Annotated in this window: 21 protein-coding genes and 4 tRNA genes; 12 read left to right on the top strand and 13 right to left on the bottom strand. The window is 49.7% G+C overall.

What is annotated here, in order from left to right; translation table 11 throughout:
* The first annotated feature begins 11 nt into the window (after positions 1 to 11).
* On the top strand, positions 12 to 977 hold the full coding sequence (lipA, locus tag AC6R0R_RS10090) for a lipoyl synthase (RefSeq protein WP_334555136.1): 966 nt from the start codon (positions 12 to 14) through the stop codon (positions 975 to 977).
* 174 nt (positions 978 to 1,151) lie between these two features.
* Positions 1,152 to 1,463, top strand: a complete 312-nt coding sequence (locus AC6R0R_RS10085) for a hypothetical protein (protein WP_487903210.1) — start codon at positions 1,152 to 1,154, stop codon at positions 1,461 to 1,463.
* Positions 1,464 to 1,566: 103 nt separating this feature from the next.
* On the opposite strand, the gene glyA is transcribed toward AC6R0R_RS10085, so the two are convergent.
* A complete protein-coding gene (glyA, locus tag AC6R0R_RS10080) occupies positions 1,567 to 2,817 on the bottom strand; it encodes a serine hydroxymethyltransferase (RefSeq protein ID WP_500626576.1) in 1,251 nt (416 codons plus the stop codon).
* A 437-nt stretch (positions 2,818 to 3,254) separates the two neighbouring features.
* Between glyA and AC6R0R_RS10075 the strand changes: the two genes are divergently transcribed.
* Positions 3,255 to 3,854, top strand: coding sequence for a DUF6198 family protein (locus tag AC6R0R_RS10075; protein WP_487903187.1), 600 nt, complete (start codon positions 3,255 to 3,257; stop codon positions 3,852 to 3,854).
* Positions 3,855 to 3,899: 45 nt separating this feature from the next.
* Here AC6R0R_RS10075 and vexH read toward each other — a convergent pair whose 3' ends face one another.
* Both vexH and AC6R0R_RS10065 read right to left on the bottom strand, forming a co-directional pair.
* A complete protein-coding gene (gene vexH / locus AC6R0R_RS10070) occupies positions 3,900 to 7,010 on the bottom strand; it encodes a vibriobactin export RND transporter permease subunit VexH (protein WP_500626575.1) in 3,111 nt (1,036 codons plus the stop codon).
* Positions 7,010 to 8,080 carry an efflux RND transporter periplasmic adaptor subunit gene (locus tag AC6R0R_RS10065; RefSeq protein ID WP_500626574.1) on the bottom strand — a complete coding sequence of 357 codons (1,071 nt, stop codon included), beginning with the start codon at positions 8,078 to 8,080 and terminating at the stop codon, positions 7,010 to 7,012. The genes vexH and AC6R0R_RS10065 overlap by 1 nt, the downstream gene beginning before the upstream one ends.
* Positions 8,081 to 8,347: 267 nt before the next feature.
* Here AC6R0R_RS10065 and AC6R0R_RS10060 point away from each other — a divergent pair.
* The 4 genes from AC6R0R_RS10060 (at position 8,348) to AC6R0R_RS10045 (ending at position 8,888) form a co-directional block, all read left to right on the top strand.
* Positions 8,348 to 8,432, top strand: a tRNA-Tyr gene (locus AC6R0R_RS10060).
* Positions 8,433 to 8,499: 67 nt separating this feature from the next.
* Positions 8,500 to 8,584 (top strand) — tRNA-Tyr (locus AC6R0R_RS10055).
* 67 nt (positions 8,585 to 8,651) lie between these two features.
* Positions 8,652 to 8,736, top strand: a tRNA-Tyr gene (locus tag AC6R0R_RS10050).
* A 67-nt stretch (positions 8,737 to 8,803) separates the two neighbouring features.
* A tRNA-Tyr gene (locus tag AC6R0R_RS10045) sits at positions 8,804 to 8,888 on the top strand.
* 198 nt (positions 8,889 to 9,086) lie between these two features.
* Here the strand turns inward: AC6R0R_RS10045 and treC are convergent.
* The 5 genes from treC to gmhB all read right to left on the bottom strand — a co-directional run bounded on the left by treC (position 9,087) and on the right by gmhB (position 14,459).
* On the bottom strand, positions 9,087 to 10,781 hold the full coding sequence (treC, locus tag AC6R0R_RS10040) for an alpha,alpha-phosphotrehalase (protein ID WP_500626573.1): 1,695 nt from the start codon (positions 10,779 to 10,781) through the stop codon (positions 9,087 to 9,089).
* Between the two features lie 72 nt (positions 10,782 to 10,853).
* On the bottom strand, positions 10,854 to 12,278 hold the full coding sequence (treB, locus tag AC6R0R_RS10035) for a PTS trehalose transporter subunit IIBC (protein WP_500626572.1): 1,425 nt from the start codon (positions 12,276 to 12,278) through the stop codon (positions 10,854 to 10,856).
* Between the two features lie 209 nt (positions 12,279 to 12,487).
* Positions 12,488 to 13,435, bottom strand: coding sequence for a trehalose operon repressor TreR (gene treR, locus AC6R0R_RS10030; protein WP_500626571.1), 948 nt, complete (start codon positions 13,433 to 13,435; stop codon positions 12,488 to 12,490).
* A 66-nt stretch (positions 13,436 to 13,501) separates the two neighbouring features.
* Positions 13,502 to 13,834 (bottom strand): MliC family protein, encoded by a 333-nt coding sequence (locus tag AC6R0R_RS10025; RefSeq protein WP_500626570.1) that lies wholly within the window; start codon positions 13,832 to 13,834, stop codon positions 13,502 to 13,504.
* Positions 13,835 to 13,907: 73 nt separating this feature from the next.
* Positions 13,908 to 14,459 carry a D-glycero-beta-D-manno-heptose 1,7-bisphosphate 7-phosphatase gene (gene gmhB / locus AC6R0R_RS10020; protein ID WP_500626569.1) on the bottom strand — a complete coding sequence of 184 codons (552 nt, stop codon included), beginning with the start codon at positions 14,457 to 14,459 and terminating at the stop codon, positions 13,908 to 13,910.
* Between the two features lie 300 nt (positions 14,460 to 14,759).
* On the opposite strand from gmhB, the gene metN reads away from it, so the two are divergent.
* From metN to AC6R0R_RS10005, 3 genes are read left to right on the top strand one after another with little or no spacing between them, the layout of a single operon-like run.
* Entirely contained in the window at positions 14,760 to 15,794 is a 1,035-nt protein-coding gene (gene metN, locus AC6R0R_RS10015) for a methionine ABC transporter ATP-binding protein MetN (RefSeq protein ID WP_334554519.1), read from the top strand.
* Entirely contained in the window at positions 15,784 to 16,461 is a 678-nt protein-coding gene (locus tag AC6R0R_RS10010; RefSeq protein ID WP_334554517.1) for a methionine ABC transporter permease, read from the top strand. Before metN ends, AC6R0R_RS10010 begins: the two co-directional genes overlap by 11 nt.
* Before the next feature lie 28 nt (positions 16,462 to 16,489).
* The gene (locus AC6R0R_RS10005; RefSeq protein WP_487901256.1) at positions 16,490 to 17,299 is read left to right on the top strand and encodes a MetQ/NlpA family lipoprotein; all 810 of its coding nucleotides are present in this window, start codon (positions 16,490 to 16,492) and stop codon (positions 17,297 to 17,299) included.
* Positions 17,300 to 17,418: 119 nt separating this feature from the next.
* Here AC6R0R_RS10005 and AC6R0R_RS10000 read toward each other — a convergent pair whose 3' ends face one another.
* The 3 genes from AC6R0R_RS10000 to ykgO form a co-directional block, all read right to left on the bottom strand.
* Positions 17,419 to 17,946: a cytochrome b gene (locus AC6R0R_RS10000; protein WP_487901257.1), complete on the bottom strand. Its 528-nt coding sequence runs from the start codon at positions 17,944 to 17,946 to the stop codon at positions 17,419 to 17,421.
* Positions 17,947 to 18,110: 164 nt separating this feature from the next.
* Positions 18,111 to 19,697, bottom strand: a complete 1,587-nt coding sequence (locus AC6R0R_RS09995; protein ID WP_500626568.1) for an AbgT family transporter — start codon at positions 19,695 to 19,697, stop codon at positions 18,111 to 18,113.
* Between the two features lie 227 nt (positions 19,698 to 19,924).
* Positions 19,925 to 20,050, bottom strand: a complete 126-nt coding sequence (ykgO, locus tag AC6R0R_RS09990; protein WP_005380299.1) for a type B 50S ribosomal protein L36 — start codon at positions 20,048 to 20,050, stop codon at positions 19,925 to 19,927.
* Between the two features lie 119 nt (positions 20,051 to 20,169).
* On the opposite strand from ykgO, the gene tsaA reads away from it, so the two are divergent.
* Complete coding sequence (gene tsaA / locus AC6R0R_RS09985) at positions 20,170 to 20,865, top strand: tRNA (N6-threonylcarbamoyladenosine(37)-N6)-methyltransferase TrmO (RefSeq protein WP_500626567.1); 696 nt, start codon at positions 20,170 to 20,172, stop codon at positions 20,863 to 20,865.
* Positions 20,866 to 20,974: 109 nt separating this feature from the next.
* Entirely contained in the window at positions 20,975 to 22,690 is a 1,716-nt protein-coding gene (locus AC6R0R_RS09980; RefSeq protein WP_500626566.1) for a proline--tRNA ligase, read from the top strand.
* A gap of 82 nt (positions 22,691 to 22,772) precedes the next feature.
* Here the strand turns inward: AC6R0R_RS09980 and AC6R0R_RS09975 are convergent, their stop codons facing one another.
* Positions 22,773 to 23,618 carry a class II glutamine amidotransferase gene (locus AC6R0R_RS09975; RefSeq protein WP_500626565.1) on the bottom strand — a complete coding sequence of 282 codons (846 nt, stop codon included), beginning with the start codon at positions 23,616 to 23,618 and terminating at the stop codon, positions 22,773 to 22,775.
* 35 nt (positions 23,619 to 23,653) lie between these two features.
* Positions 23,654 to 24,229 carry a D-sedoheptulose 7-phosphate isomerase gene (gene lpcA / locus AC6R0R_RS09970; protein ID WP_334554503.1) on the bottom strand — a complete coding sequence of 192 codons (576 nt, stop codon included), beginning with the start codon at positions 24,227 to 24,229 and terminating at the stop codon, positions 23,654 to 23,656.
* Positions 24,230 to 24,369: the final 140 nt, after the last annotated feature.

The raw sequence follows: 24,369 nt of genomic DNA, 5'->3' as shown, positions 1-24,369 counted from the left end.
TAAAGAGAAGCATGAGTAAACCGATTCAAATGGAAAAAGGCGTTAAGTATCGCGACGCTGACAAAATGGCCCTGATCCCTGTCAAGAACATGCCGACTGAGCAGAAGGAAGTCCTGCGTAAGCCTGAGTGGATGAAGATCAAGCTGCCTTCAGACAGTCAACGAATTCAAGACATCAAGTCAGCGATGCGCAAAAACAACCTGCACTCCGTTTGTGAAGAAGCCTCGTGTCCAAACCTGGCCGAGTGTTTTAACCACGGCACCGCTACCTTTATGATTCTTGGCGCGATTTGTACTCGCCGCTGTCCATTCTGCGATGTGGCCCACGGCCGCCCTCTTGCGCCAGAAGCCGAAGAACCGAAAAAATTGGCGAAAACCATCGCCGACATGAAACTCAAATACGTGGTAATCACCTCGGTGGATCGCGATGATCTGCGTGATGGTGGTGCTCAGCACTTTGCCGATTGTAACCGCGAGATTCGCGCACTCAATCCGCACATTCGTATTGAAACCTTAGTGCCGGATTTCCGTGGCCGCATGGATGTCGCGCTGGATCTACTCAAAGACAATCCACCCGATGTTTTCAACCATAACCTTGAAACCGCGCCACGTCTGTACCGTAAAGCGCGCCCGGGTGCGAATTACAAGTGGTCACTTGAGCTGCTACGCAAGTTTAAAGAGCAGCATCCAGATGTCCCGACTAAATCAGGTTTGATGATGGGACTGGGTGAAACCAAAGAAGAGATCGTCGAAGTACTTAAAGATTTACGTGCGCACGGCGTGACCATGCTCACGCTAGGTCAGTACCTTGCACCAAGCCGCCACCACTTACCAGTGGAACGTTACGTCCCACCATCAGAGTTTGATGAGTTGAAAGAGATCGCTCTAGAGCTTGGCTTTACTCACGCAGCGTGTGGTCCTTTTGTTCGCTCTTCCTACCATGCCGACCTTCAAGCGCAAGGCATTGAAGTCAGCTAACAAAGCGTAAAACCCATCGAATTTATCTAGGCTGGCCGATAGGTCAGCCTTTTTATTAGTCCAACTTATTGCCTCAAATAATCACCCCAAAGCTTGAATGCCTTAGAGAGATTCTCTAAGCTAATGAAAAGATTATGAATCAAAGGGAATACGATGAAACTGACTGCACTTAGCATGGCCGCGATTGCCGTTGTCACAATCACCTCTGGCTGCGCCTCCAATACAAAACAAGATAACTTTCGTGAAGCCTCCTTTGAGCTGTGCAATACCGAAGTCGATCTCTATTCAGTCAGCGATGACGGCCGTGTACGTATTATTTGTTCCGACGGGTCTAAATTTGCGTTAGACAGCGAGAACACGCTGGAAACCATGCGCGACATCAACATTGATTACTGCGACGGTGAAGGGCTCGGCAAGTTCAGCGAAAGCAGCAAGTATTACTCCTTCAAGTGTAAATCTGGCACCCTGCTCAGCATCTCTAAATAACCCTTAAACGCAAAAACGCCCTTTATGTATTCACATAAAGGGCGTTTTCTTTGTTTCGCTGAGCCGTCGCTCTGCAAAACAGGCTCGACATCGAACGGTGAGATTACGCGTAAACAGGTAGACGCTTACAGATCTCTAGCACCTTCGCTTTCGTCGCGTCAATCACTTCTTCGTTACCGATGTTATCCAGCACGTCACACATCCAGTTAGCGAGCGCTTTCGCATCTTCTTCACTGAAACCGCGGCGAGTGATCGCTGGTGTACCCACACGAATACCCGAGGTCACAAACGGGCTGCGAGGGTCATTCGGAACTGAGTTTTTGTTGACGGTGATGTTGGCTGCGCCTAGTGCCGCATCCGCATCTTTACCTGTGATGTCTTTGTCAATCAAGTCGACCAAGAACAGGTGGTTCTCTGTACCGTTAGACACGATTTTGTAACCGCGCTCTTGGAACTGAGCCACCATCGCTTTGGCATTTTTCACCACACGACCTTGGTACGCTTTAAATTCAGGCTCCATCGCTTCTTTAAACGCCACCGCTTTACCCGCGATAACGTGCATTAGAGGACCACCTTGACCACCAGGGAAGACCGCTGAATTCAGCTTCTTGTACATCTCCTCGCCAGCGTTAGACAGGATAAGGCCACCGCGTGGACCCGCTAGGGTTTTGTGTGTCGTGGTCGTCACAACGTGCGCGTGAGGCACTGGCGTTGGGTATTCGCCCGCGGCAATCAGACCCGCTACGTGCGCCATGTCGACAAATAGGTACGCGTCCACTTTGTCTGCGATGTCACGCATGCGTTTCCAATCAACGATTTGAGAGTACGCAGAGAAACCGCCAATGATCATCTTAGGCTTGTGCTCAAGTGCTAGCGCTTCCATTTCGTCGTAGTTGATTTGGCCCGCTTCATCAATGCCGTAAGGAATGACGTTGTAGTGCTTACCAGAGAAGTTAACTGGAGAACCGTGCGTTAGGTGACCACCGTGTGCCAAGCTCATGCCCAAGACCGTATCGCCTGGGTTAAGTAGCGCCATGTAAACAGCACTGTTGGCTTGTGAACCTGAGTGAGGCTGTACGTTCGCGTATTCACAACCAAATAGCTGACAAGCACGATCAATCGCTAGCGCTTCTGCTTTATCGACGTACTCACAACCACCGTAGTAACGCTTGCCTGGGTAGCCTTCTGCATATTTGTTGGTGAGCTGAGAGCCCTGAGCTTCCATTACACGTGGGCTCGTGTAGTTTTCTGAAGCAATCAGTTCAATGTGCTCTTCCTGGCGAAGAGTTTCTTCTTGGATAGCTGCGAACAGTTCCGCATCGTAATCTGCGATGTTCATATCACGCTTTAGCATCTGTATCTCCTGACTCAGATTAAGACTTAAATTGGCAAAAAAACCGACTTACGACCCTGAGAATAACGTTTTTACGCTGACGCAAACGTTTGCATCGGGTTAATGACGCGCATTCTACATAATTTGATCTGGGTCATAAAGAGAAAAATACACTTTTTCTCATGCAGTTTTTTCATAATGTTTTACGAAGATTCTCATACGCGACATAACGTCAATCAATCACTTTGTCTGAATCCTACTCTGCTTGCACAATAAACAGAGATCTCAGCCACCGATGCTCAACCCAGTTAACGTCGATCATGAGTGTCAATTTTCTCCTTTACACCCCGTAAAACAGTGATTACATAGGTTTACCTTAAATTTCCTTCTCAAGCTACCGAAAACCTAATTTTTTCACTAGTATGCGCGCCATTATTTCCGATGAAAGTTTCAAATTGATGGAAAAACACTCACGTAAAGAAGATTGGATCGCGATTCTCACCGGGACATTTCTTGTCGCTCAAGGGGTATTCTTTCTCCAATCCGCTCAGCTACTCACTGGCGGTACAACAGGTCTCGCTCTGTTGGTCAGCCAATTCAGCACTTGGTCATTCGGTACACTCTACTTTGCCATGAACCTGCCATTTTACGCGCTCGCTTGGCAGCGGTTTGGCGCTCGGTTTGCGGTCAATAGTGCTATTTCAGGTGCTCTGGTCTCCATTTTTGCTGACCACCTCTATTTAGTGATAAAACTGGAGACCATTAATGAGATTTACTGTGCGCTGGCAGGTGGCTTGCTGATGGGGCTCGGGATGCTGATCCTATTTCGTCACCGCTCAAGCCTTGGCGGTTTCAACGTGCTCTGTTTATGGATTCAAGATCGCTTCGCCATCTCAGTGGGTAAAACTCAGTTGGCGATTGATGTGCTGATTTTAGTCGCTTCGTTCTTCTTTGTGACGCCTTACATCATTGGCTTATCGATTCTGGGCGCTTTTTTGCTCAACCTCGTGCTCGCTATGAACCACAAACCGACGCGCTACACCGTTCAATACCGTTAAAAAAATACCTCTAAAAAACAGCCCGCGAACGTGCGGGCTGAATCATTAATGCGCTTTACGCACCGTGACGTCTTGGCTGAGCTCTTTGTTGAGCTCCGCTTCAACATGGCCCGGTGATCGCGTGTTGGCCGAGATCAATCGGTACATCGCCGGAATGACAAACAAGGTCACTAAGGTGGCAAACGCCATACCAAAGAAGATCACCGTACCGACCGCAACGCGACTTTCATAGCCAGCACCAGTCGAGAGTATCAATGGGATAGCGCCCGCTAGCGTGGTGAACGCCGTCATCATAATCGGACGTAGACGACGCGCCGCCGCATCAACAATCGCTTGCTCAAATTCAAACCCGCGGTCTCGAAGCTGGTTCGCAAACTCGACGATCAAAATGCCGTTTTTGGTCACCATACCTATCAACATTATCATGCCAATCTGGCTGTAGATGTTCATACCCTCGCCCATAATCACCAGACCTAGGAAGCCACCAAACACGCCCATCGGTACGGTAAACATCACAACCAACGGGTTGATGAAGCTTTCAAACTGCGCCGCCAACACCAAATACGCCACCAGCAAAGCCAAACCAAACACCATCAATATGCTCGACTGATTCTCTTTGTAGTCTTTTGACTCACCCGAGTAGCTGACCGAAATATCCCCAGGCAGCAGCTCCACCGCTTGCTGATCAAGAAAGTCCAGCGCCTCACCTAAGGTGTAGCCGTCCGAGAGGTTGGCAGTGATGGTGATTGCTTTTTGCTTGTTGTAGTGAGACAGGCGTGTGGATGACGCCACCTCTTCAATCTTAGTCAAGGCATCGAGCGTCACTAGCTCACCGCCCGAGGTACGCATGTAGATTTGGCTCAAATCCGCGGCATTGTTGAAGCTGTTTTCATCACCGCGTAAATAGACGTCGTACTCTTCACCGCGTTCCACAAAGGTGGTTTCGCTTTTGCCGCCCAGCATAATCTCAAGAGTGTCTGAGATATCCTGAACGCTGATCCCAAGCTCTGCTGCGCGTTGACGGTCAACCGAGACGACCAACTCTGGTGTACGCTCAGAGTAGTTAATGTCTGCCCCTTCCATATACGGGGACGCTTCGGCGATCGCTTCAAGTTTTTCCGCCCACGTTTTTAGTTCAGAGTAATCCGATCCACCTAGTACAAATTGCACCGGCTCGCTCGAACCGCCTCTAAAGCCTGGCATAAACGGGAATACGCGCACATCGGCGATTCCTGATAGGGCTTTACGCACCTCACCCAGCGCCTCTTGTGCGGTGATGTCACGGTCATTCCAATCTTCCAAAATCATGATAACAAAACCGGTTTGGTCGCCGGCATTGCCGCCAAACGCTGGCGATTGAATACTGAACGACTTCAAGAAACCTTGGCCAAGCAGAGGAATCAAACGCTTTTCGATGATGTCCATGTTCGCCGCCATGCGGTTGTAACTGGTCGCATCCGCGCCACGCGCAAAAGCAAAAATAACTCCGCGGTCTTCTGAAGGGGTGAGCTGTGCGGGCACTTGTTGCATCAAGCCCCAACTGCCGCCGATACAAGCCATGATCACCAGAGGTGCGGCCCATTTCCACTTCAATGCGCCACGCAGCAGAGCACGGTACGTCGATTCGAGGCGGGCAAACATGCGATCAACAAACAGATTGAAACGATTCGGTTTGACGTTGGCTTTCAATAAATGACTACCAAGCACCGGAGTCAGTGTTAATGCCACCAGTGACGAGAAGATCACTGACATCGCCAGCAACACGGAGAACTCGGTAAACAGCAGCCCTACCATGCCGTCCATAAAGGAGATCGGCAAAAACACCATCACCAATACCAAGGTGGTGGCAATGACCGCAAAGCCGACCTCACGCGTGCCTTTATACGCCGCAAGCAGTGGCTTCTCACCTTGCTCGATATGGTGGAAGATGTTTTCCACCACCACGATGGCATCATCCACCACCAGACCAATTGACAAAATCAGCGCCATCAGCGTGATCAAGTTGATGGAAAAACCAAAATAGTAAGCAGCGATAAACGAAGAAATCAGTGAAACGGGCACAGTGACGGCCGGGATCAAGGTCGCTCTCGCTTGGCCGATAAAGATGTACAACACCAAGATCACCAAACCGCCCGTGATAAACAGCGTGTTGTAAACCTCGGAGATTGAACGTTCAATAAAGACTGTTGAGTCGTAGTCAATCGCCAAACGAGTGCCCGCAGGTAAAAACTGCTGAATATTGTCGACCTCTTTGTGGACCAAAGTCGCCACATCCAAGGGGTTCGCATCCGACTGCGGCACAATGCCCATGCTGACGTTAACCACACCGTCGCTTTTAAAGGTCGAGTTTTCATTCTCGGCACCAATAAAGACATCGGCGACATCTTTTAGATAGATGGGCGTATTGTCGCTGGCGCGTTTGACCACCAGGTATTCAAAATCCTCGGCCTGATTGTAGCTGCGCGCGGTACGCACTGACATGACGATCTGATCGTTACGTACCTCGCCGCCGGGGCTTTCAATGTTTTCACTGCGCAGCGCCGAGGTAATGTCCGATGTCGTTACGCCGCGTCCGGCCATAAGCTCTGGCTTGAGCTTAACGTACATCACTTTGTACAAGCCGCCAGAAATATCGACCGAACTTACCCCTGTGATCAAGCTGAAACGGTCGAGCAATACCCGCTCAACGTAGTCCGTCAACTGGGTGCGATCCATCTCGGACGAGCTTAAGTTGATGTAAAGTGACGCTTCACCGGAACCATTGTTCTTAAACACCACAGGATCGTCGGCTTCGTCCGGCAAAGAGCGCTGGGCGCGCGCCACCGCATCACGCACATCACTCACCCCGGTGTTGAGGTCATACCCCAACTCGAACGTGATAGTAATGCGCGACATCCCGTTGCGTGTGGTCGAGGAGATCTCATCAATACCGCTGATACCCGAGAGCTGATCTTCCAACACTGAGGTAATCTGGCTTTCTATGATGGTGGCGGACGCGCCACTGTAGCGAGTGCTGATCGATACCACAGGGTTTTCGATGTCAGGCATTTCACGCACCGCCAGTTTGCTAAACGACACAATGCCAAACACACACAGCAGCAAGCTCAGTACGATGGCGGCAACCGGTCTTTTAACCGATACATCGGATAACAGCATCAGTTCGCCCCTTCTCGTGCTGCACGCTCAACCTGGCTTTTGAGCGGCTTACCATCCGGCCCAAGCTCACTTACGGTCACGCCATCACGCATATTAACAATGCCCTGCACTACGATCTTCTCACCGATATCGAGTCCTTGCTCAATCACCACTTGGTTGCCGATGCGCGCGCCGAGTAAAACTTCGGTTCGGGTGGCCTTACCCTGCTCATCGATGACGTAGACAAAACGCTTCGTGCCCGAATATTCAAGCGCTTGTACTGGAATAATGGGCGCTTCGATCGCTGGAAAGTCCATCTCTGCGGAAACCAGCATGCCGGGTTTGAGCAGGTTGTCTGGGTTATCAAAGTGAATACGTACACGCAGGTTCAAGGTTTCCGCATTGATGCGTGAATCGATGCCGATCACCTCGCCTTCAAACACGCGACCTTGCCATGCCGCGTTGGTCGCTTTGACCTTCATACCTCGTGAAATCTGCGATAAATAGCGCTCTGGCACTTGAAGGTCTAACTGCATCACGGTGAGGTCGTCGAGCGTCAGCAGTTCTGAGCCAACGCTGACCAATTTGCCGCGACTGAAATCAATAAAGCCAACCGTACCGGAAAAAGGGGCACTAATATGGAGGTCATTCAGATTGGCATTGGCGGCGTCGAGGCGCGCTTTGGCAATATCGACGCTCGCTTTTTGCGCGTCGATTTCGGTTTGCGTAATGGCGTTACGTGACACCAAACGCTCAAATTCTTTGAGTTTACGCTGCTCATCTTTGAGGTAAGCCTGCGCTTCCACCACCGCAGCGCGTGCTTTATCGTCATCAAGTTTCACGAGCAGTTGCCCTTGCTGAACTTCTTGATTCGCCAGTACCGCAATGGTGTCCACTTTACCGGCCACTTCTGAGGCGATAGTGACCGATTGATCCGCTTTCAGTTTGCCGACCAAAGAAAGAGATTGCGATACTTGATGAATATCCACAGATTCTGTGATCACACTGATACTCGGACCACGCGCGAACGCGACGGATGTGTTGGCCAACATCGATAATGACAACAGACTTACAAAAATTTTCTTTTTCATGATGATAGTTCAGTCCAATTAAACCCAACTTATTCTAGCGCTTTATACGTAGATACAACGTCAAGTAATGTAAAGAGTGAGAAATAAACAGTAAGAGAAGCGCGACTTTTGTGTCCTTTATGGTGAATAAATCCCGTCTTTGCCCAAAAAGGCACCATTCAGTTCAAAATGCTAAGAAAAGGCTTTACAGCTTGGGCGAGTTTGCTATGATTCGCTCCGCACTTGATTGATGGGTTGGGAAATCATCCGTTAAGTATAAAAATTCCTGGAGGGGTTCCCGAGTGGCCAAAGGGAGCAGACTGTAAATCTGCCGGCACTGCCTTCGATGGTTCGAATCCGTCCCCCTCCACCATATTCGCTCTAACGAGCACGCTTGATTGATGAGTTGGGAAATCATCGGTTAAGGATAAAAATACCCCGGAGGGGTTCCCGAGTGGCCAAAGGGAGCAGACTGTAAATCTGCCGGCACTGCCTTCGATGGTTCGAATCCGTCCCCCTCCACCATATTCGCTCTAACGAGCCCGCTTGATTGATGAGTTGGGAAATCATCAGTTAAGGATAAAAATACCCTGGAGGGGTTCCCGAGTGGCCAAAGGGAGCAGACTGTAAATCTGCCGGCACTGCCTTCGATGGTTCGAATCCGTCCCCCTCCACCATATTCGCTCTAACGAGCACGCTTGATTGATGAGTTGGGAAATCATCGGTTAAGGATAAAAACACCCTGGAGGGGTTCCCGAGTGGCCAAAGGGAGCAGACTGTAAATCTGCCGGCACTGCCTTCGATGGTTCGAATCCGTCCCCCTCCACCATATTGACGAAAGCCAGCTCATTGAGCTGGCTTTTTTGCATCTATACTTCTGCGCTCCTATACTTCTTCGTTTCTATACTGTCGCGTTCCTTTCCAAACACCGCTGCTTTTTTCTCAATTCGCATTTAGCCGATAGAAAAATGCCCTGACAAGCAGGGCCAAAAGCGGGGGTAACGCTCGGTTTGGGTTATCTCTCGCTCTACACTTCGCTGAGAATAATCCGCGTTTCGTATGGCCTTAATACCTGATGACGATTGACGGGCTGTGAGCAATCGGCTGAATGATCGGCATAATTGCCAAGAAGATAACGCGCCTTGTCGAGCTCAAATGCATCGGGTAACTCGCACTGCGTTTCTTCACCATAGTAGTTGTTCAGACAAATCAGCGTTTGATTGCCATTACGGCGTTGATAACCAAACACGGAAGTGTGGGTAGGATAGAGGTCAAGGTAATCCCCGTCGGTGATCACCGCGATCGCTTTACGCAGTTGAATCAAGCGCTGATAGAAATAAAACACAGAGTTTTTGTCGGCGACAGCTTGCTCGGCGTTAATTTCTTGGTAGTTGCTGGCGATATCGAGCCAAGGCTGGCCCTTGGAAAATCCTGCATTACGCTCACCATTCCATTGCATTGGCGTGCGAGAGTTGTCACGCGATTTTTGCGCCAAGATGGCTAACATGGCTTGCTCGCTCAGTCCTTGTTGGTTGACCATGATGTCGTACATGTTGATGCTCTCCACATCTCGATACTGAGAGATCGAGTCATAGTTGGGATTGGTCATGCCAATCTCTTCCCCTTGGTATATGTAAGGGGTACCCTGCATCATATGGATGGAGGCCGCCAACATCTTTGCCGACTCGACTCGATAGCGGCGATCGTCGCCCAAGCGGCTCACGATACGCGGCTGATCATGATTACACCAAAAGAGCGCGCCCCACCCTTGGCCATTCAGCCCGGTTTGCCAGTGGTTGAATATTTGTTTTAGAGCGAGAAAATCAAACGGTGCATGACTCCACTTCTCACCATTGGGGTAGTCCACTTTGAGATGATGGAAATTAAACACCATCGACAACTCACGGCCATCGAGTGACGAGTACTGCTGACAATGTTCCAGTGTGGTGGACGACATCTCCCCCACCGTCACACTGCCATATTGCTGAAAGACGGCGTCGCTGATCTCTTGCAAATAGGTGTGTACTTTCGGACCATCGGTGTAAAAGCGGCGGCCATCGCCACACTCATCATTGGGGAAGTCTTGCTGCTTGGAAATCAAATTAATCACATCCAAACGGAAACCATCGACCCCTTTTTGGGCCCAAAAGCTGATGATCTCTTTCACTTCAGCGCGCACTTGCGGGTTTTCCCAGTTGAGATCCGCCTGCTCTTTCGCAAAGAGGTGCAGGTAATACTGCCCTGTTGGCTTATCTAACTCCCATGCGCTGCCGCCAAATTTGGATTGCCAGTTATTAGGCGCTTGTCCGTCAACCGGATCTTTCCAGATATAGTAGTCTCGATATGGGCTGTGTTTATCGCCAAGGGCAGATTGAAACCACGCATGCTCTGTTGACGTGTGGTTCACAACAATATCCATGATGATTCGAATCCCACGCTGATGTGCCTGCGCGAGCAGCGCATCAAAGTCCGCCATGGTGCCAAACTCGGGATTGATCGCGTAGTAGTCAGAAATATCGTAACCATTGTCGACCATAGGTGATTGATAAACCGGTGTTAACCAGATGGCGTCAACCCCAAGGTGTTTGAGGTAATCCAGCTTAGCGATGATCCCTTGGAGATCACCGGTGCCTTTCGCCCCGCTATCACAAAAACTTTTTGGATAGATTTGATAAATGGTGGCAGTTTTCCACCAATTGGCCTCTTGAGTTGTTCGTGTCATATCACGCCTAAAATTTCAGTAACAAAGAAGGGGCGCTGAGAATAGAGAGCGACCAAGGCCGCTCCGTCAGCGTTATGCGTTCGCAGGCTCAAGTTCGCCTTTAGACTGCGCACGTTTATAGAAGAAGAGTGTCAGCATGGCAGGCAGAGCTATGGCCACCAGCATCGCCATCGCGTAAACACTCCAATACTGGGGCTGGATAGAGAGAATACCCGGCAAGCCGCCGACCCCAATACCGTTCGCCATGACGCCAGCACTGCCACAAATCGCCGCCGCGACCGCACTGCCAATCATCGCGCTTAGCATAGGGAACTTGTACTTTAAGTTGATGCCGTACATTGCTGGCTCAGTCACCCCTAGATAAGCAGAAATGGCAGCAGGTACAGAGATGTCACGCTCTCCGTGTTTTTTGCTGATCAGGATGATGCCCACTACCGCTGATGCTTGAGCGATATTCGATAGTGCAATCAGCGGCCAAATCGGTGTGCCACCTAATTCTTGCATCAGTTGCAGGTCAACCGCATTGGTGGTGTGGTGGATACCGGTGATCACCAAAGGCGCGTACAAGAAGCCGAATATCATCGAGCCAATCACCGCAAAGTCGCCGGTCATGGCAGCCTTAGCAGCAAACGCAACACCGTTACCCAACACGCGGCCAAATGGACCAATCAGGGAGTGCGCCAACACGACAGAGAGAATAATGGAGACAAACGGCACCACAACAAGGTAGAGGTAAGAGGGTACAATGCGCTTTAAGTTGGTCTCAATCAACGCCAAGGCGACACCAGCCAACATCGCGGGGATCACCTGCGCTTGATACCCGACCTTTTCAATCACAAACAGGCCAAAATCCCACGCTTCGGGCACTTGCTTACCGATCAAATACGCGTTCATGAGCTGAGGTGAGACTAAGGTTACCCCGAGCGTGATGCCCAGAATCGGCGTACCACCCAGTTTTTTCACCGTTGACCAACACACACCCACCGGTAGGAAGAAGAAAATCGCTTCGCCAATCAACCACAGGAAACTGTGCACCGTGGCCCAAAACTGGCTGATTTGCGTCAATGTTTGGCCATCAAACATCCGGATGTCGCCAATCACATTGCGGAAACCTAAAATCAGACCACCGGTGATGATCGCAGGCAACAGCGGAACAAAGATTTCCGCAAGATGGGAAATACCACGCTCAAGCAGGTTCATGTTCTGTCTTGCCGCGAGTTTGGCTTCCTCTTTCGACGCAGCAGATTGACCGGATAGCTCAATCAACACTTTGTAGACTTCATCGACTTCCGTGCCAATCACCACCTGAAACTGCCCGGCATTGGTGAAGCAACCTTTTACCATTGGCAACGCTTCAAGGGCTTTTTCATCGGCTTTACCGGTGTCGTTTAACACAAAGCGTAGCCGCGTCAAACAGTGACTTACACTGACGATATTGTCACGTCCACCGACTCGCTCAATCAGACGTTCGACGTCTTGCTTGGCTATCTTACTCATTTCCATGTCCACCCTAATTGGATTCTATTGATATTAGTCTGCGATTGCAGACATTCAAACTGACTCTGTTTGATTGTTATTATATTAATGGGAACATTCCCATAAATTCGACATTATAATCCCAAAAAGCGCATGACATTAAAATGGGAACAGTCCCATAAATTGAAAATGATCACACTAAATAAGAAATTGCCAACGGATTCAGATAGTTAAATTTGGATGGGTTGTTGAGTGATGTGCACCTGATCAGAACTACCATTGATCTTATTGATCAATACGTTAGCCGCTTTTTCACCCGCTTGAGCGTAACCAGGGTCGATACTAAAGACATTCGGAAATAGGAAAGAGAGCAGCTCGCTGCCGCCTACGCCTGTCACGTTGACAGAATCACGACCGAGCTCTTGCAAACGCTTGATGACGCCAAGTGCCAAGGTGTCACTGGCACACACAATCGCGTCGGTGCGCTCAGACAACACCTTATCCACCAACGCGTAAGCACTGTCATGACTGAGCTGACCGGTTTGATAGCAAGGGGCGATCTGGTTGTGCTTACACCAGCTCAAGTAGGCGTCCAACCGCAGTTTACCTGTGGTTTTATCACTGGGATCGACGCCGATAAACGCGATATTTCGGCACGCACGTTGATGGAGGTGATTGAGCGCGTGCGTGATGACGCCTTGGTTGTCGTAGTTGATCGAAGAGACAGCGTCCGTCTCCATCGCGATCACCACACAGCGCGCCTGCCACTGCGCTAGACGCGCGACGTCCAAATCACTAAAACCAAAGACGATAACGCCATCCACATTGCGTCTTTTCAACACCTCTAAGTGTTCATTGGTCATCTGGCGATCAAACTGGCTCTCCATGATCACCACGTCGTAGCCTTGTTGATACAAGACGGCAAGCATACTGCTCACTGCCCTGTTTTCTGAAGGGGAGTCAAGACGAGAGATGATCACCCCAACGACTTTTTGTCGCCCACCACGCATCGATTGCGCCGATTTGGACGGCACATAACCCGACTCCTGAATCACTCGCTCCACTTTGGCGCGGGTTTCCGGTTTGACTTTCGGGTCATTGGTCAGCACACGTGAGACGGTCGACTTTCCGACGCCAGACAGCTTGGCAATATCAACAATGGTGAGTTTTTTGCTCATGTTCCTACGTCATTAAAAGCCATGCCAAGGCGAAGGCCTTGGCTATTGAGGTGCAGTAACTTGGATTTAATCAGTGACACATTGGGTAAAGCGCTGATCTTGATAGTTCAAACGCGCTTCGTTGCCTTTGATGGCCAAATTGACAGCCGGCGTCACTTCTTGACCATCGTCCATTAGCGCGTAGCGGCTGCCCGAACCTGAGGGTAGCTGGGTTAGACGCAGCGATTTGCCCTCTACTTTAACCAGTGCGGCCTCTTCACCAGAAAGGTAAGCGGCTGAAAACTGCTTGCCCTCATCACACTGGTAGGTATGGAACTTTACTGGCGCGCTCGCCTGCTCGCTTTGCGCGCAGCCCAACATCAATCCCGCGACTGCCCAGAAGGCTAAATGCTTGTTCATACTCGACTCCTTGAGTGTTTGTGCCTATGACTGCTTGTTGTCCGTCAATGGTTTTATTGGTTAACGGTATTTGCTAGTTAACGGTATTTGTTAGATAGTGCGGCACATCGGCAAGACTATCAAGCACCACGCTTGCTAGCGCTTCACCTTGTTCGGTCACCGGTTTGCCTGAGCGGACCAAAATCTTCTGCCCTACCCCAGCAGCCTCTGCCGCCATCAAATCTTGCGCCTTATCACCGACCATGACCGATTTGGCCATATCGATATCGAGAAAGCGCTGCGCTGACTGGAACATCCCCGGCTTTGGCTTACGACATTCGCAATCCCGATCGTCGCCATAATCAGGGTGATGCGGACAGTAATAGAAGCCATCAAACTCGACACCGTGATCGACAAAGTTCCAATCCATCCATTGCGTCAGAGACAAGAAGCGATCTTCGCTAAACTTGCCACGGGCTATACCCGACTGATTGGTCACCAGCACCAATAGGTAGCCCATCTGCTTGAGTTGCTTCGTCGCCTCAAATACGCCATCGATAAACTCGAAATCATGCTCATCATGCACGTAACCGTGGTCAACGTTGATGACGCCATCTCTATCTAGAAAGACTGCTGGTTTTGCCAAAATATGTGTCTCTGTCTGCTGTGTTTGGCTCGAATTATACCTTAAAACGAGCGAATTGCAGCAAGGCGAGCACTATCGCTTTAGCGCCGGTGAATAAGGCCATTTGCCCGCGTTATTTCTTTCTTATCTATCTCATGACGAAACAATCTCCGCACAAGAGAGTTAAAAAAGGCGTTTGGACGTCTAGCCGTAAAAATATCTATTGACACTAAACCTGCAAACCCATAGCATCGTCTACCAAATGAGAGGTAGTTCAAAATAATCGACTTCTCACCAAGTTATTTGCAAGCGGGTTAACTGATGATTGAAATTAATCAAGTCAACAAGGTGTTTTATCAGGGCAGCAAGGAAATCCATGCGCTGAAAGACATTAACCTTACGGTTCCTCAAGGAACGATTTTCGGTGTTATTGGCTCTTCTGGAGCAGGGAAAAGTACACTGATTCGCTGCGTGAACATGTTGGAAGCGCCCACCTCAGGTTCAATCAAGGTTGATGGTGTTGATTTGACGACACTGTCTAAATCACAGCTGAGCCAAGCACGCCGCAATATCGGTATGATTTTCCAGCACTTTAATCTGCTTTCATCCCGCACTGTGTTTGATAATGTCGCACTGCCACTTGAACTGGCGGGCAAAGACAAAAACGCCATCACCACTAAGGTAACCGAACTACTGAAACTGGTCGGCCTTGCTGATAAGCATGAAAGCTACCCGTCAAACCTCAGTGGTGGTCAGAAACAACGCGTTGCGATCGCTCGTGCGCTCGCATCAGATCCTAAAGTGCTGCTGTGTGATGAAGCGACCAGCGCGCTCGATCCCGCGACCACTCAATCGATTCTTGAGCTGTTAAAAGAGATCAACCGCAAGCTGAACATTACTATGCTTTTGATCACTCACGAGATGGACGTGGTCAAAAGCATTTGTCACCAGGTGGCGATCATCGGTGGTGGTGAATTGGTGGAGAAAGGCACGGTTGGTGATATTTTTGCTCACCCGAAAACCGAGCTGGCGCACCAATTTATCCGCTCTACGCTCGACTTGTCGATCCCAGAAGATTACGAGGCTCGCTTGCAAAGCAGCCGCGTTGAAGGCAGCTACCCTCTGGTACGCCTTGAATTCACTGGCGCAACCGTCGATGCACCGCTGATGAGCCAAATTGCGCGTAAATTCAATATCGATGTCAGCATTCTGAGTTCAGACTTAGATTACGCCGGTGGCGTAAAATTCGGCATGATGGTCGCCGAGCTATTTGGTAATGAGCAAGACGACAACGCAGCAATCGAATTTCTGCGTGAACACAATGTAAAGGTAGAGGTGCTTGGCTATGTCCTTTAACACGATTTCACAGTGGCTCGAGCTTAACAGTAAGCTATTGATTGGCGCGACGTGGGAAACCCTCTACATGGTCGCCGTCGCGGGTATCGTGGGCTTTGCTGTCGGTATCCCTCTCGGCGTTATCTTACACACGACCAAAAAAGGTGGCCTACTAGAAAACACCAAATTAAATGGTGTGTTGGGCGCAATCGTCAATATTGGTCGCTCCGTGCCGTTTTTGGTGTTGATGGTTGCCATCATCCCTGTGACGAAACTGTTGGTGGGCACTTTTATCGGTACCACCGCCGCCATCGTGCCGCTCACGATTGGTGCGATTCCATTCGTCGCTCGCCTGATTGAAGGCGCACTACTGGAAGTGCCAAGCGGTTTGGTCGAGGCTGCGCAATCTATGGGTGCGACGCCAATGCAAATCATCAGTAAAGTATTGCTTCCTGAAGCGATGCCGACCATCGTCAACTCCGTCACCATCACTTTGGTGACATTGGTGAGCTACTCAGCAATGGCGGGTACAGTGGGCGGCGGCGGTCTAGGTGATGTCGCGATACGTTACGGATTTCACCGCTACGATGTAGTCATCATGGCTGTGACAGTGGTGATGCTCATCGTACTGGTTCAAATTATTCAATCTATCGGCGATGCGATTGTACGCCGCGTGGATCACAGATAAACATTAAGAATTTCACAAGGAGAAGGTCATGAAATTTAATCTTAAAGGTCTTTTGGCGATTGCCGCTGCGGCATCTGCATTGGTTCTGTCTGGTTGTGGCGAAAAAGAAGCGGACAACAGCAAAATCAAAGTCGGCGTGATGGCGGGTGCAGAAGCACAAGTTGCTGAAGTAGCAGCAAAAGTGGCGAAAGAGCAGTTCGGTCTGGATGTAGAATTGGTGACATTCACGGATTACGTTACTCCTAATGCAGCCTTGGATGACGGTTCAATCGACATCAACGCGTTCCAGCACAAACCATACCTAGATCAGCAAATTGCTGACCGTAGTTACAAGCTGGCTATCGCAGGTAACACTTTCGTTTACCCAATCGCGGGTTACTCTAAGCAAGTGACCTCTGTGGAAGAGATCGAAGAGGGTGCACGTATCGCCGTTCCTAACGATCCAACTAACCTAGGTCGCTCATTGATTCTACTAGAGCAGCAAGGTCTGATCACACTGCGTGAAGGCGTTGGTCTACTGGCAACGGTACGCGACATCGTTGAAAATCCAAAAAACATCTCAATTCTTGAGCTAGACGCTGCCCAGCTGCCACGCTCTCTTGATGATGTTGCGCTGTCTGTCATCAACACCACTTACGCAAGCTCTATCAACCTGACGCCAGAGAAAGACGGTGTGTTTGTTGAAGATAAAGAGTCACCATACGTGAACCTTATCGTTGCGCGTGAAAACAACGTCTCAGCAGAGAATGTACAAAACTTCGTAAAAGCTTACCAAACTGACGAAGTGTACAACGCTGCCTCAGACATCTTCCAAGGTGGTGTCGTTAAAGGTTGGTAATCTGACCTAAACGCTCAATAACACAGTAAATACCAAAAAGGGTCGACGTTCATGTCGACCCTTTTTCTATCTTGGTATTCTCTGATCGAAATGCATTCCCATCAGCCTGTCATTGTGGATTATTTACGCCCCAACATACGACTCAAAGTACCATCCTTATCGACCCATTGATGCTTAAGCGCCGCCGCAATGTGGAGCACCAAGGCAGCAATGATGATCTTAGGGGCAAACCCATGCACTGCCCCCCCTAGAGATTGCAGCCACTCTATTTTTTCCCCTGCAGCAAGGATCTCGACGCCAAACACCTCCAGAGCTCGCCCGCCGCCGACGCTCATGGCGATGCCTGAGATAGGCATCAGTAGTGTCGCCAGCATCAAAATGCCATGAATCGACTTGGCTAGAATCTCTTGTACTCGGGTCAACACCGCCGAGCTTTCAATCGGCCCTTCTTTGAGTCGCCACGCCACGCGCAACACAGCGATCAGCAAAATAATCACGCCAAGGGATTTGTGAATCCCCATTAACTCGCCTTTGGCTGGGCTTCGCTCCATTTGCTCAAGATACAAGCCAAGGCCTAACACGCCAATAAAACCAAGGCCCGTTAACCAGTGAAAAAAGAGGGTGGGTTTAGAATGTGGATTGCTCATGATGACGCTCTCTTATTAAAAGTATGCTGTCTATTATCTGGTCACCCTAGCCATCAATCCAGAGACTTCTAAGTAAAAAAACGTAAAGAGCAAAAAACGTAAAGAGCAGGCGAAAAAAAAGCCGAAGCAAACGCTTCGGCTCAGGGAAAGTGTGAATCTATCGACTACGGCGTGTAGTAGGTCGCCGCGCCTGGACCAACAGGTAGACCAAGGATGAAGACCCATACGTAGAAGAGTAAACTCCAGCCAACGATAAAGCAGATTGAGTACGGCAGCATCGTCGCGATGAGAGTACCGATACCGAGATTCTTCATGTAGCGAGTTGCCACAGCGAGGATCAGACCAAAGTAACTCATCATAGGTGTGATGATGTTGGTCGTTGAGTCACCAATACGGTAAGCCGCTTGAATCGTTTCTGGTGCGTAGCCAACCAGCATCAACATAGGCACGAAAATCGGTGCGGTGACCGCCCACTGCGCTGACGCTGAACCGATCATCAAGTTGATGAAGCCGCACATCAAGATAAAGGCGAAGAACAGCATTGGGCCAGTAAGACCAATATTTTGCAAGAAACCGGCACCGGCTACGGCAAACACTTGACCAAAGTTCGTCCATTTGAAAAATGCAACAAACTGCGCAGCAAAGAAGACTAAGACAATGTACATGCCCATTGATGACATGGATTTAGACATCGCATCAATCACGTCACGGTCATTGTTCATCGTGCCCACTACGCGGCCGTAAACAAAGCCAGGAATCGCGAAGAAGACAAAGATAAACGCCACGATGCTCTTAAGGAACGGAGAACCCGCGACAGTACCTGTACTTGAGCGCAATACGCCATCTTCTGGAACGATCGTCCAAGCCAGCAGCGCCGATACCACTAGGATCGCAATACCTGCCAACTTCAAGCCTTTCTTTTCGATAGCCGTCAGGCTACCCATTTTGTCTTGAGACAGATCTTCCGCCGCTTCTTCGTCATTGTATTTACCCAGTTTTGGCTCAACGATTTTCTCAGTCACGAAGGCACCGGTAATGGCGATAAAGAAGGTGGAGACGAACATAAAGTACCAGTTTACCTCAGGACCGACGGTGTAAGTTGGGTCGATCATCTGAGCGGCTGTCTCGGTAATACCAGACAGCAGTGGATCCACCGTACCAATAAGCAAGTTCGCCGAGTAGCCACCGGATACACCGGCAAACGCCGCCGCCAAGCCCGCCAAGGGATGACGCCCCAAAGAGTGGAATAGCATCGCTGCCAGTGGGATCAGAACCACATAGCCTAGCTCAGATGCGGTGTTAGAAATGATACCAGCAAAAACCACGGTCACAGTAACCATGCGCTTAGACGCGCCCATCACCATACCGCGCATCGCGGCAGAAAGTAGACCCGAGTGTTCAGCGATCGCAACACCTAACATGGCGACCAATACCGTCCCGAGCGGCGCAAAACCAACGAAGTTCTTCACCAGGTTGGTCACGATCAGTTGAAGGCCTTCAGCGTTCAGTAAGCTGACCACATGAATCATTCCATCTGCGGCACGACCGCTTGCCCCTTCCGGACGAGGATCGATGACTGACACTTCGAAGTACCCAGCAACGCCAGATAGCACGAGAATCGCGAGACAGAAAATAGCAAATAGTGTGATTGGGTGGGGTAATAGGTTCCCCAAATACTCTACCGAGTCAAGAAAGCGGGTAAAAATAGGCTTTTTCGGCGAGCTTTGTTTCATTGAAGCAGATGAACTCATCTGTTCCCTCCTTGTCGTTTTTCCTACGCTTTTGTGACAGGGCTGTCACAAAAGCTTGGGCAGAGTACTCGACAAGAAGGTCAATTAGAAATCCTAAATGTTACAAAACGTATCAAATAGAAGAATAATTAACCAAAAAACTTAGCTTATAATGAAAAATATCACTAATTAAACGATCAATATCAACATAAAAAACCACAAATAAAATAAACACCATCAATCATTTGTTACTTTTGCACCGCCTTAAAGCGAGGATTGGTTTTGCAGATCACGTATAAGCGCCCTCTTCGCTTAACGATTTGGCAATCAGGATGACGGCTTTTTGCACTCTTTAATGATTTCACGACTTTCATCTCTTAATTCTCCATCAATTGTTATGTTATAACATATCAATTAATAATCATTATCAATAAGAAAAGCAAGCAAAATTTGTGATACTTTGCCGTATCAATCCGTACTGAAGACCTTAGCCATGTATTCCATAGAACCGATTGGCATTATCGAAAGCCCTTACAAAGAGAAATTCGCCGTTCCTCGTCAACCTCGCTTGGTCCCTGCTGCGCGATCACGCGTCAAACTGCAAGGGACGGCCAATAGCCCAGAAGCCGTGCGTGGAATAGAGCAGTTTTCTCACGTGTGGTTGCTGTTTTTGTTTGATCAGAATCTGCAAGCGGGATGGAAGCCCACTGTGCGCCCGCCTCGTTTGGGCGGCAATGAGCGCATTGGTGTGTTTGCCTCGCGCTCGACATTCAGACCTAACGGTATCGGCATGTCGGCAGTCGAAGTTAAAGGGGTGAGCAAGCAAGGCGATCAGATCTATCTGGATCTGGGCAACGTTGACTTGGTCGACGGCACCCCGATTATCGACATCAAGCCCTATATCCCCTACTCAGATTCAGTGGCTGAGGCCAAAGGAGGCTATGCGGAAGCAGAGCCTGAAACCTCTCAAGTCCACTTCTCCTCGACTGCGCTAGCCTCGCTCGACAAGCACCAAGATGCGGAGTATGTCAAAACCGTTATCGAACAAGTACTGGCGCAAGACCCTCGTCCGGCCTACAAAAAGAATAAGCCCGACGACAAGGAATATGCGGTAAATTTGTTCGATCTGAACGTCAAGTTCACCGTCAACGACAACTTCATAACAGTTACTGCGATTGAAAGCTTTTGACAACACTCTTTGGCTGATATTATAAGCGGCTAACTGTTTTCCCTTTGTGGGATCTTCATACTTCAGCCTGTTGGCTTGAGTATCTAACTTTACTAAACGGATAAATTGAATGCGTACCAGTAACTATCTTCTTTCTACTCTTAAGGAGACTCCAAACGACGCAGAGGTCGTGAGCCACCAGCTCATGCTCCGCGCAGGTATGATCCGTAAGCTGGCTTCAGGTCTATACACCTGGCTGCCTACTGGTCTGCGTGTGCTGCGTAAAGTCGAAAACATCGTTCGTCAAGAAATCGACAATGCAGGCGCCGTCGAAACCTTGATGCCCGTTGTTCAGCCGTTTGAACTATGGGAAGAGACAGGCCGCAGCGAGAAGATGGGCCCTGAGCTCCTTCGCTTTACTGACCGTCATACGCGTCCGTTTGTTCTAAGCCCAACTGCAGAAGAAGTGATCACTAGCCTAGTGCGCAACGAAGTGAGCTCTTACAAACAGCTGCCGCTCAACCTGTACCAAATCCAAACCAAATTCCGCGATGAGCGTCGCCCACGTTTTGGCGTAATGCGTGCACGAGAATTCTGCATGATGGACGCATACAGCTTTGACATCGACAAAGAAGGTCTAGAGAAATCTTACCAAGCAATGCACGATGCGTACTGTAAAGCCTTCGATCGCATGGGTCTTGAGTACCGCCCAGTACTGGCTGACTCTGGCGCTATTGGTGGTAGTGGTTCTCAAGAGTTCCACGTACTTGCGGAAAGTGGTGAAGACCTCATCGCCTTCTCGACTGAGTCTGATTACGCAGCGAACATCGAAAAAGCCGAAGCGGCCGCACCTGCTGGTGAGCGCGCTGAGCCAACTCAAGAGATGACGCTGGTGGATACGCCAAACGCGAAAACCATCGCAGAGCTTGTAGAGCAACACGGTCTACCTATCGAGAAGACAGTGAAAACGCTTTTCGTAAAAGCCTCTGACGAAGTAGACGCAGACATCATCGCGCTAATCATCCGTGGCGACCACGAACTGAACGAAGTGAAAGCGGAGAACTTGCCTCAAGTTGCTGCCCCTCTTGAGATGGCAACCGAAGAAGAGATTCGCGCACTGATCGGCGCTGGCCCTGGCTCTCTTGGTCCTGTTGGTCTTGAGTTGCCATTCATCGTTGACCGTACCGTTGCCGTAATGAGCGACTTCGGTGCGGGTGCGAACATTGACGGCAAGCACTACTTCGGTATCAACTGGGGTCGTGACGTTGAGCTTGGCCAAGTTGAAGATCTGCGTAATGTTGTCGAAGGCGATCCAAGCCCATGTGGCAAAGGTACCCTAATGCTTAAGCGTGGTATCGAAGTGGGTCACATCTTCCAGCTTGGCAACGTTTACTCACAAGCGATGAACTGTGGCGTGCTGGGCCCTGACGGTAAGAACGTCATCCTGGAGATGGGTTGTTACGGTATCGGTGTGTCACGCGTTGTGGCTTCAGCGATTGAACAAAACCACGACAAATACGGCATCATCTGGCCAGACGCTCTAGCGCCGTTCCAAGTAGCGATCGTACCAATGAACATGCACAAGTCTGAAGAAGTGAAAGAAGCAGCTGAGAAGCTGTACGCTGAACTGACGGCTATGGGTATCGAAGTCCTATTCGATGACCGTAAAGAGCGCCCAGGCGTTATGTTCTCTGATATGGAACTGATCGGTATTCCTCACACTATCGTGATTGGTGACCGTTCAATGAAAGAAGGCAACTTCGAGTACAAGAACCGCCGCTCGGGAGAGAAGACGCCAGTCGCTATCGCTGACGTGATTGAGCACCTCAAGGCACAACTTAGCTAATACCGCTTAAGCGATACAAACAAAAAGGGTTGACGTGAAAGCGTCAACCTTTTCTATTTTGGACGTTTGCTCAATGGCGACGCTACTCTAAAGGTTCTGTCGGTGCTTGACTGGCGACCTTCTTCTCGGCATAAGCCACATCTACAAGCGCATCCGCATTGCCATCAATCAGCTCACCAAAGTGAAAAATACCAAACTCACCGGGCTTCATCCGATGCCAGGTTTCATTGTCCGTCAGCGGTTGAGTCGCAATCACTGAAACAATATCGTTGGGCGTCGTCTCTTCTTGAAAGTTGATGGTGACATCTTCATCAATCAATGTCGCTTGCCCAAAAGGCGCACGGCGAGTGATCCAATACAGATGATTGGTGCAATACGTCATCACATACTCTCCGTCAGAGAGCAACATATTGAAGACCCCTTTCTCTTTGAGCATGTCACAACACATGGCCACAAAACGAAATACTCCCACCATATCGTGCGGTGGTTGTGGGTAACGATCTTCCATCTGCTTGAGCAGCCAACAAAACGCCATCTCACTGTCAGTTTGCCCCACCGGACGATGCCGACCTGTATCCATCTGTTGGTAGTCCGTCAACTGGCCATTGTGGGCAAAAGTCCAGTAACGCCCCCAGAGCTCGCGGGTAAACGGATGGGTATTTTCCAGATTGACACCACCACGGTTGGCTTGGCGAATATGGCTGATGACCGCGCGGCTCTTAATCGGATAGTTTTGCACTAACTCGGCAATTTTCGACTGACAGCTAGGGTTAGGGTCTTTGAAATTACGAAAACCTTTCCCCTCATAGAAGGTGATCCCCCAGCCATCACTGTGCGGGCCAGTTTTGCCCCCACGCTGCATTAAGCCAGTGAAACTGAAACAAATATCGGTCGGAACGTTGGCACTCATACCGAGCAATTCACACATGCTTCAAACCACTCCCTGTCAACGTGATGGCGTAATTACGCCATCTCCTTTTCAATCAATTGGATCACAATGTGGATGATTTTGATGTGGATCTCTTGAATGCGATCCGCGTAGCCGAAATGAGGAACACGAATCTCGATATCCGCTACCCCGGCCATTTTGCCACCGTCTTTACCCGTCAGAGCGATGGTTTTCATGCCTTTCGCTTTTGCCGCTTCTATCGCCTTAAGAATGTTCCCTGAGTTGCCCGAGGTTGAGAGGCCAAACAGAACATCCCCAGCCGAACCAACCGCTTCAACATAACGAGAGAAAACAAAGTCATAGCCAAAATCGTTGCTAACACAAGAGAGGTGACTTGGATCTGAAATGGCAATCCCAGGGTAACCCGGACGATTTTCACGATAGCGCCCAGTGAGCTCTTCGGCGAAATGCATCGCATCGCAGTGTGAGCCGCCGTTACCGCACGAGAGCACTTTACCCCCTTGCTTGAATGAATCGGCAATGAGTTTCGCTGCGGCTTCAATTTGAGCAATGTTGTGCTCATCACTTAAAAAGGCATTCAAGACGTTCGCCGCTTCAGTTAATTCACTTTTGATCAGATCGTGGTACATAGGGAATTCTCTCATTGTTATCTTCGATGGGGAAATTTAGCCACAAAGCTAAATACCATTGTTTACGAGTTTACTCGAACCATCCAGAGTGTCGATAGCTGCGCGTCAACTAATGCCAATTCCTCCCCCTACTTCGCCCA

The sequence above is a fragment of the Vibrio sp. R12-SW3-ISO1 genome (assembly GCF_059834005.1).
Note: the sequence above shows the minus strand (reverse complement) of the source record. Positions and strands in the feature narration are given on the sequence as shown.